The 8130-nt window shown below is 64.6% G+C and carries 7 protein-coding genes; 3 read left to right on the top strand and 4 right to left on the bottom strand.

Annotated elements, in window-relative coordinates:
* Window positions 1-214: 214 nt before the first annotated feature.
* From argS to murI, 3 genes are all read right to left on the bottom strand, one after another.
* Window positions 215-1963 carry an arginine--tRNA ligase gene (argS, locus tag MR825_RS04295; RefSeq protein WP_186908096.1) on the bottom strand — a complete coding sequence of 583 codons (1749 nt, stop codon included), beginning with the start codon at window positions 1961-1963 and terminating at the stop codon, window positions 215-217.
* 140 nt (window positions 1964-2103) lie between these two features.
* Window positions 2104-2547 carry a DUF1934 domain-containing protein gene (locus MR825_RS04300; protein WP_186908095.1) on the bottom strand — a complete coding sequence of 148 codons (444 nt, stop codon included), beginning with the start codon at window positions 2545-2547 and terminating at the stop codon, window positions 2104-2106.
* A gap of 131 nt (window positions 2548-2678) precedes the next feature.
* On the bottom strand, window positions 2679-3494 hold the full coding sequence (murI, locus tag MR825_RS04305) for a glutamate racemase (protein ID WP_186908094.1): 816 nt from the start codon (window positions 3492-3494) through the stop codon (window positions 2679-2681).
* Between the two features lie 343 nt (window positions 3495-3837).
* Between murI and MR825_RS04310 the strand changes: the two genes are divergently transcribed.
* On the top strand, window positions 3838-4254 hold the full coding sequence (locus tag MR825_RS04310; protein WP_287879084.1) for a hypothetical protein: 417 nt from the start codon (window positions 3838-3840) through the stop codon (window positions 4252-4254).
* Between the two features lie 61 nt (window positions 4255-4315).
* On the opposite strand, the gene MR825_RS04315 is transcribed toward MR825_RS04310, so the two are convergent.
* Window positions 4316-5263 (bottom strand): hypothetical protein, encoded by a 948-nt coding sequence (locus tag MR825_RS04315; RefSeq protein ID WP_287879085.1) that lies wholly within the window; start codon window positions 5261-5263, stop codon window positions 4316-4318.
* A 135-nt stretch (window positions 5264-5398) separates the two neighbouring features.
* On the opposite strand from MR825_RS04315, the gene MR825_RS04320 reads away from it, so the two are divergent.
* Window positions 5399-7606 (top strand): Tex family protein, encoded by a 2208-nt coding sequence (locus MR825_RS04320; protein WP_186908091.1) that lies wholly within the window; start codon window positions 5399-5401, stop codon window positions 7604-7606.
* 59 nt (window positions 7607-7665) lie between these two features.
* The gene (locus tag MR825_RS04325) at window positions 7666-8046 is read left to right on the top strand and encodes a metallopeptidase family protein (protein ID WP_186908090.1); all 381 of its coding nucleotides are present in this window, start codon (window positions 7666-7668) and stop codon (window positions 8044-8046) included.
* Window positions 8047-8130 lie beyond the last annotated feature (84 nt).

Here is an 8130-nt window from a genome sequence, read left to right on the forward strand (position 1 = left end):
GGGTGCTCCAGCACCCACTGCTCCGTACAGACGCCGTTGGGCATGCCGCGCCGGTAAAGCTCGGTACCCGTGGCGCCGTCCATCAGGACCGGCAGGGATAAGGGGATGGTGTCCATAATGATCGCGTTCCTCCATCGTTTCACAAACTGTCCGCCCCAGGCAGGCCTGAGTCAGCTGCAGGAGGCCGGTGCGCGCAGCCTCCCGCTCCGTTTTCCTACATCTTCTCCGGCGCGGCCACGCCAAGCAGCTCCAGGCAGTTGGCAATGACGCTGCGCACGGTATCCGCCAGCTTCAGCCGGGCGCGGAGCACCGCGGGGGCCTCTCCTTTGATATAGCAGGCATTGTAGAAGCGGTGGAACTCCCCCGCCAGCGTAATGAGATAGCGGTTGACATGCACGGGATCATAGTCCCGTGCGGCGAGCCGGATGGTCTCCGGCAGCTGGGAGAGGGTCTTGATGAGCGCGCGCTCCTCCGCTGTGGCAAAGACTGCCGGGTCCACATCGGCCGCGTCGGGCACCGCCGCGCCCTCCTCCTCCAGCCGGGCGATCAGGGAGCAGATACGGGCGTGGGCGTACTGTACGTAGTACACCGGGTTCTCGCTGTCTTCCCGCACCGCCAGGTCCAGGTCAAAGTCCAGGGCGCTGGAGGAGGAGCGGGAGCTGAAGAAAAACCGGGCGGCATCCACGCTGACCTCGTCCAACAGGTCCCGCAGGGCGATGGCCTTGCCGGAGCGCTTGGACATGCGGACAGGCTGGCCGTCCTGGAGCAGATTGACCAGCTGCATCAGCACCACCACCAGCCGGTGCGAACCGTCCAGTCCCAGGCCGTCCAGCGCGGCCTGCAGGCGGGCAACATGGCCGTGGTGATCCGCGCCCCAGATGTTGATGGCCTTGGAGAAGCCGCGCTGCTCCAGCTTATTGCGGTGATAGGCGATGTCGGCGGCGAAATAGGTATAGAAGCCGTTGGCCCGGCGCAGCACGTCGTCCTTCAGGTCCAGCTTGTCCACCTGCTCCCGGCTCTTCCCCTCGGCCAGGTACTTCTGCCTGAGCAGGCCGCTGGTGTCCAGCCAGAGGGCCCCGTCCTTCTCGTAGGTCCAGCCCTTGTCCCGCAGCAGGCCCACCGTCTCCTCCACATAGCCGCTGTTGTGGAGGCTGGACTCCAGGAACCACTCGTCGTACTCGATGTGATAGCGGCGCAGATCCTCCTGCATGCGGGGGATGTTGACAGACAGGCCGTATTCGGCCATGGCCGCCTGGCGCTCCTCCTCGCTCTTGTCCTTCCAGTCCGCACCGTGGGCGTCATAAAAGGCCTGGGCCAGCTCCTTGATATCCTCGCCGCGGTAGCCGTCCTCCGGGAAGGGCACGTTCTCCTCCCCCTGGATCCGCTGCAGATAGCGTGCGTCGATGGACAGGGCGAACTTGTGGATCTGGTTGCCCGCGTCGTTCACGTAAAACTCCCGCCACACGTCGTAGCCCGCCCGCTCCAGCACACTGGCCAGCGCGTCGCCCAGCACGCCGCCCCGGGCGTTGCCGATGTGCATGGGGCCCGTGGGGTTGGCGGAGACGAACTCCACCATGACCGTTTCGCCCTTCCCCTCGTCGATGGCGCCGTACCGCTTTCCCTCCGCCTGAATGTCGCAGAGCACGTCCGCATACCACTTGCTGCCCAGGGTAAAGTTCAGGAAGCCCGGTCCCGCGATCTCCACCTTGTCAAAATAACTGCCGGCCAGATCCAGATGCTCCACGATGGCCTGGGCGATCTGCCGGGGCGCCCTGTGCAGCGCCTTGGCCCCCGCCATGGCAAAGGAGGAGGCGTAATCCCCGTTTTTCACGTCCTTGGGGATCTCGATGGTAGCCTTCACCTGCGCGCCTGCGGGCAGGACGCCCGCCGCCGCCGCTTTTTCGTAGGCGCTCTGGGTCAGGGCATGCACCTGTTCCCGCGCCGCCTGGATCATGTTTGACATCGTCTTCACCTTTTCTTTTATAATACGGCCCGTATCGGGAAACCGGCCCCGGCGCTTGCGCTGCACGCGGCAACTGAATGGCCGCGGCAGCAACGGTTTTGCCCTGCAAAACCGTTGGTTCGAGACCGCCCACGCAAAAATCACTGCTGCAAAATCGGCCGTTTCTCCCTTACGTTGATCTGGAATAAGTTCTGCCCCGCCACCGCGTGGTCGATCTCGATGGCGTAATCGATCTCGATGCTGCCGCCGGACAGGCCGAGCTCCGCATGCATCTTCCGGGTGCTCACCCCCACGGACAGGGACCCGTAGGGCGTGTCGTACAGGGACAGGTGACGCCGTCCCTGCTCAAAGACCATCTGAGAGTTGACCTCCCCGATGCGCAGCAGGGTGATCCGCTCGGGCTCGATCTGGAAGGTGGTCAGGGTACCCTCCAGCCCGGTGAGTTCGCTCTCCTGATAGCTCAGGGTATAGCCCTCCGTTCCATCCGGATCCAGCCGCCCCTCGGTGACCAGCTCGATGGTCTCGTCCTCCATATCCTCATAGGATTGCTTGCCCTTAATGGAAATAATCACGTTGTTTTCCATACGCCGGAGTACCTCAAATCCTCTGGATTGCAAATTGCAAATTATTATACACAAATCCTTTGAAAATGTAAAGAGACGCCCCTCAATCGGCTGGTCAAAAAAGCGGCAAAGCGGCTTTGGGGGCCGTCTCCTCAATAGCGGCCGATCTCCACCTGACCGACGGAATCAGCCACATCCCAGCCCAGGAAGATGGAGGCCAGGCGGGAAAAATCCTCCACCCGGTCGCTGACAAAGTAACGGCAGGCGCCCCTGCCGCGCCCCCCGGCCAGGGCGGAGCGCTCCCGCAGGGTCTCCGCCACGGCCCGCGCCCCCTCGGCCCCTGCGCTGACCAGCGTTACGCCGGGTCCCATATAGTTGCCGATGACGCTCTCCAGAAGCGGGTAATGGGTGCACCCCAAAACCAGCGTATCCACGCCCGCCTGCTTCAGGGGCGCCAAGTACTCCGCGGCCACCGTTTCGATGACGACGTCCCCAGGGGCGAAGCGGCCGTTCTCCACCAGCGGCACAAACAAAGGGCAGGGCTGCGGCAGCACCTGCGTGCCCGGCCGGGCCTGTTCGATGCAGCGCTCATAGGCCCCGCTGCGGATGGACGCCTGGGTGCCGATGAGTCCGATCCTTCCATTTCGTGTGGCCCGGGCCGCCGCCTGGGCGGCCGGAGCCACCACCCCCAGCACCGGCAGCTCATTTTCCGCCGCGAGCACGTCCAGGGCGGTGGTGGATACGGTGCCGCAGGCAATGACGACGGCTTTCAGATCAAACGTGCGCAGAAAGGCCACGTCCTGCCGGGCATATTTGATAATGGTCTCCCGGGACCGGCTGCCGTAGGGCACCCGCCCGGTATCCCCGAAGTACACGATATCTTCCTCCGGCAGCAGGCGGCACAGCTCCCGCACGGTGGTGAGCCCCCCCAGCCCGGAATCAAAAACGCCGATTGGCCGTTCGTCCAAGGCGCTCCCTCCCATTCTATGTATCATAAGCAGACACTATCATATGCGAAAACGCGCCGGAAGACAAGGGGCATTTTCACAGTTTCCCAGCCGCTCCTGTTTGACATTTCCCCCAGCGTGATTATAATATAAATTAGGGATGGCCCGCTTCCATCCGCAAGCGCGCTTTGCGCGAAATGTTGCGCCAGGATCAGGCATGGTTTTTCAGGAAAACCGGATGCATTCCAAAAAAGCGCGTCAAACGGATGGCGCCTGCTTTCCGCAAAGCGCCGCAGGCGCATGGAATCAGCGTTTCCCCAGGGCAACCCCATACCGTCATTGCAGCGAGGAGGTTACGTGCATCATGAAGCTGGAACTGACGACCAAGCAATTCCGCCGCCTGCTGGATATGGTCTATATCGGCAACTGGATCTTAAACTCCACCCGCGGTGAGGACCGCTTTCAGGATTACGACAAAGTGGAAAGCCTGCTCTTTTCCAAAGCCCGCGCGGAGGGCATGGGTGCGCTGGCCGAGGTCTGTAACGGCGAGGTGATCCCCTCCCGCGCCTTTGCCGAGGGCGGCATCCATGAGGCCATCATGGAATATGAAAACAATGTGTTCTTCGACATCCTGGCGGAGGACCTGGCCCGCCGGGATATGGACGACGCCCCCATCGACGAGAGCAATTACGACGAGCTCAACCGCCGTATCGACGCCTATATCGCGGAATTTGAGGAACACGGCACCGATAATATCCTGGTGGACAGCGACAGCCTGTAAACGCGCCGCGCCCCCGGGGACCGCTTTGCGGTCCCCGGGGGCGCGGTCCTTTCCCGGCGGCTTATGCCTGCTCCACCAGTTCTTCCCGCCGGCGTTCCAGCTCCTGTACCTGCCGCTCCAGATCGCCGCGCAGCTGCCGCAGGCCGTCCAGCGCCTGCTCCACCCGGTCTGCGGCGTCTTCCACGTTGGCCTGGGCGTCGTGGATGCCGGACTGCACCGCCCAGTCGGCAAACAGGCCGTCGAAGAAATAGTCGGCGAAGGTGGCGAATTCCCCGATCTGTATCTGGGGCACATCTTCCACGCGCACGTCGGCCAGCTCCGCGCGGAACCGGCACAGCGCCTGCTGCGCCTGGTCGATCCCGGCGCGGGCCTCGTCGATATGCTCATGCTTGGCCATGGTCACAAACAATCCTCCGCCCAGCATATCCCAGGTGCCCAGGCCCTCGGCGTCGGCCAGCTCCGCGCGCACGAAGGACAGGGCGCTGCCTGCCTGCTGACCTGCGGAAAGGGCCTCGTCCACCTCCCGCAGCCGGCGGCGCAGGGGCGCAAGCTGCCCGTCCAGTCCGGACAGCTGTGCGCCCACAGCGCCTCCCATACTGCGCAGCAGGGCCTCCTTCTCCTTACGCAGCCGCTCCAGCTCCCCCGCCGGGTCCTCCAGCGCCTCCCGCTGTCCCAGCAGGGCGCGGAGCTGATCGTCGATGTACTCCAGATCCCGGCGGGCCTGGTCATAGCGCACAGCGGCCTCCAGCTCCTCCCGCCGCTCCCGGGAGAGCCGCTCCTCCTTCTCCCCGGAGAGGGCTGCCAAAAAGGATTTAAGCCCGCGTTTTTCCAGCGCCTCCACGTCGGCGCGCTCCTTTGCCAGGATGCCGGCGCACTCCTCCTCCTTCTCCTTGCGCTCCCGGCGCTGGGCGCGCAGATCGTCGATCCGGCGGTCCAGCCGCTCCCGGCGCTCCCGCGCCTCCTCCAGACGCTTCCACTCCTCGTTGATCTGCTGTAAACGCGCTTGCATACTCATTTCTCCTTTCGCCATCGGTTGACGATCTCTATTTTACAGGCCGGCCGGCAAATGTGCAACGGATTTGCTGGACTTCGCCGCCGGTTTATCGTAAAATATGGATTACGATCAAGCAAAAGGAGCATCCCAATGGAAACTATCGTATCGATTCTGGCCCGGGAACTGGGCCGGAGCGAGACGCACGTGCAAAACGTCGTCGCCCTCATCGACGAGGGCAATACCATCCCCTTTATCGCCCGCTACCGCAAGGAACTTCACGGCGCCATGGACGACACCGCCCTGCGCGCCCTGGCCGACCGGCTGCATTATCTGCGCAATCTGGACGCACGGCGCAGCGAGGTCAAAAACGCCATCGAGGGGCAGGGCAGGCTGACCGCGGAGCTGTCCGCCGCCATCGACGCCGCCGCCACCCTGGCGGAGGTGGAGGACCTGTACCGCCCCTACAAGCCCAAGCGGCGCACCCGGGCCGCCATCGCAAGGGAAAAGGGGCTGGAGCCGCTGGCCGAGCTGCTGTTCGCCCAGGCGCGGGACTGCCCCCCGCCGGAACAAGCCGCCGCAGGCTTCCTGGATGCCGAAAAAGGCGTAACCACCGTGGAGGAGGCGCTCCAGGGGGCCGGCGATATCATTGCCGAGCGCATCTCCGACGACGCGGGCCTGCGCAAGACGCTGCGGGAGCTCTGGCAACGCAAGGCTTGTCTGGTCTCCTCCGCCGCGGAGCCGGATCCGGAGGACACGGTCTACCGGCTGTACTACGACTTCAAGGCGCCCGTGGAGCGCGTCCTGGGCCATCAGGTGCTGGCCGTCAACCGGGGCGAACGGGAGGCGGTCCTGAAGGTCTCGGTGGATATGGACCGGGAGGCCGCCCTCATCGCCGTGCGCCGGGCCGTGCTGGTACCCGGCGCGCCCTCCATGGCGTTTGTCCGCGCCGCCGCGGAGGACGCCTACGACCGGCTCATCGCCCCCAGTGTGGAGCGGGAGGTGCGCGGCAGGCTCACCGACGCGGCCAACGAGGGCGCCATCCGCAACTTTGCCCTGAACCTGAAGCCCCTGCTCATGCAGCCCCCCGTCCGCGGCCGGGTGACCATGGGGCTGGATCCCGGCTACCGCAACGGCTGCAAGGTGGCGGTGGTGGACAAGACCGGTAAGGTACTGGACACGGCGGTCGTCTACCCCACCTTTAACGAGCGGAAAAAGCAGGAGGCCATCGACGTGCTCTCCCGCCTGATCCGCAAACACGGCGTGGAGCATATCGCCATCGGCAACGGCACCGCCAGCCGGGAGACCGAGCAGATGACGGTAGAGCTGATCCGCCAGGTGGGCGGCGGGGTCAGCTACATGATCGTCAATGAGGCGGGCGCCAGTGTGTATTCCGCCTCCAAGCTGGCCGCAGAGGAGTTTCCGGAATACGACGTAAATCTGAGAAGCGCCGTCTCCATCGCCCGCCGTCTTCAGGACCCGCTGGCGGAACTGGTGAAGATCGACCCCAAGTCCATCGGTGTGGGGCAGTATCAGCACGACATGCCCCAGGCCAGGCTGGATGAGGCCCTCTCCGGCGTGGTGGAGGACTGCGTCAACGCCGTGGGCGTGGATCTCAACACTGCCTCCGCCCCCCTGCTGACCCGGGTGGCCGGTCTGAATGCCGCCACGGCCAAAAACATTGTCAGGTACCGGGAAGAAAACGGGAGCTTCACCACCCGGAAGCAGGTCCTGAAGGTACCCAAGCTGGGCCCCAAGGCGTTCGAGCAGTGCGCGGGTTTTCTGCGGGTACCGGAGTCCAAGTCCGTTCTGGACCATACCGGCGTCCATCCGGAGAGCTGCGACGCCGCCCAAAAGCTGCTGGCACTGTGCGGCTATACCCTGGCCGACGTGCAGGCGGGCCGTCTGCTCCAGCTGCGGGAGCGGCTGAAGGAATATGGAGAAGCCGCCGCCGCCGCGGAGTGCGGCGTGGGGCTGCCCACCCTGCGGGACATCGTGGGCGAGCTGCTCAAGCCCGGCCGGGACCCCCGGGACGAGCTCCCCAAGCCCATCCTGCGCACCGACGTACTGGAACTGAAGGACCTGAAGCCCGGCATGGAGCTCACCGGCACCGTGCGCAATGTCATCGACTTCGGCGTGTTCGTGGACATCGGCGTCCATCAGGACGGGCTGGTCCACATCAGCCAGCTGTCCGGACGGCGGGTGCGCCACCCCTCCGAGCTTCTTTGCGTGGGCGATATCGTAACGGTCTGGGTGCTGGAGGCAGACGAGAAGAAGAAGCGCATCTCCCTGACGATGAAACCGCCGGCGGGCGGGCCGGAGGTCTCCGGCGCGGCCTCGTCGGACGGCCGGGCGGTATGAGCCGGGAGCGCACGGCCGGGCAGCGCAGACGCGCAGCGGACGCTTGAGGAGGGGGCCCTATGCTTTTGAGTTTTGATCTGGTCGGCGAGATCCTGGATGAACTGGCGGAGGCTTTCCCGCCGGAATTCTACCAGGATCTGAACGGGGGCATTTCGCTGCTGCCCGAGTGCAAGGAGGATCCGGAGGCCCCTCCGGGGGAGCTGTATGTTCTGGGCGAGTACTGCAGCGATCAGATGGGGCGGTATATCAACCTCTATTACGGCTCCTTCGCCGCCCTGGCCCGCCGGGAGGGCTGGACGGAGGAAGACTGGGAGGAGGAGCTCTACGCCACCTTGGCCCATGAGTTTACCCACCACATCGAGGGCCTGGCCGGAGAGCGCGGCCTGGAACTCAAGGATGCGCAATTTATGGAGGATTTCCGGGCGCGGAATGGGGAATAGCGGGCGTGTTCACCCCGCTCCTTCCAGGGCGGCACAGCGTTCGAACGCTATGCCGCCCTATTTGTAAGCGAAAACCACCGGCAC

The organism is Lawsonibacter sp., from assembly GCF_022777125.1.
Lineage (GTDB): Bacteria > Bacillota > Clostridia > Oscillospirales > Oscillospiraceae > Lawsonibacter_A > Lawsonibacter_A hominis.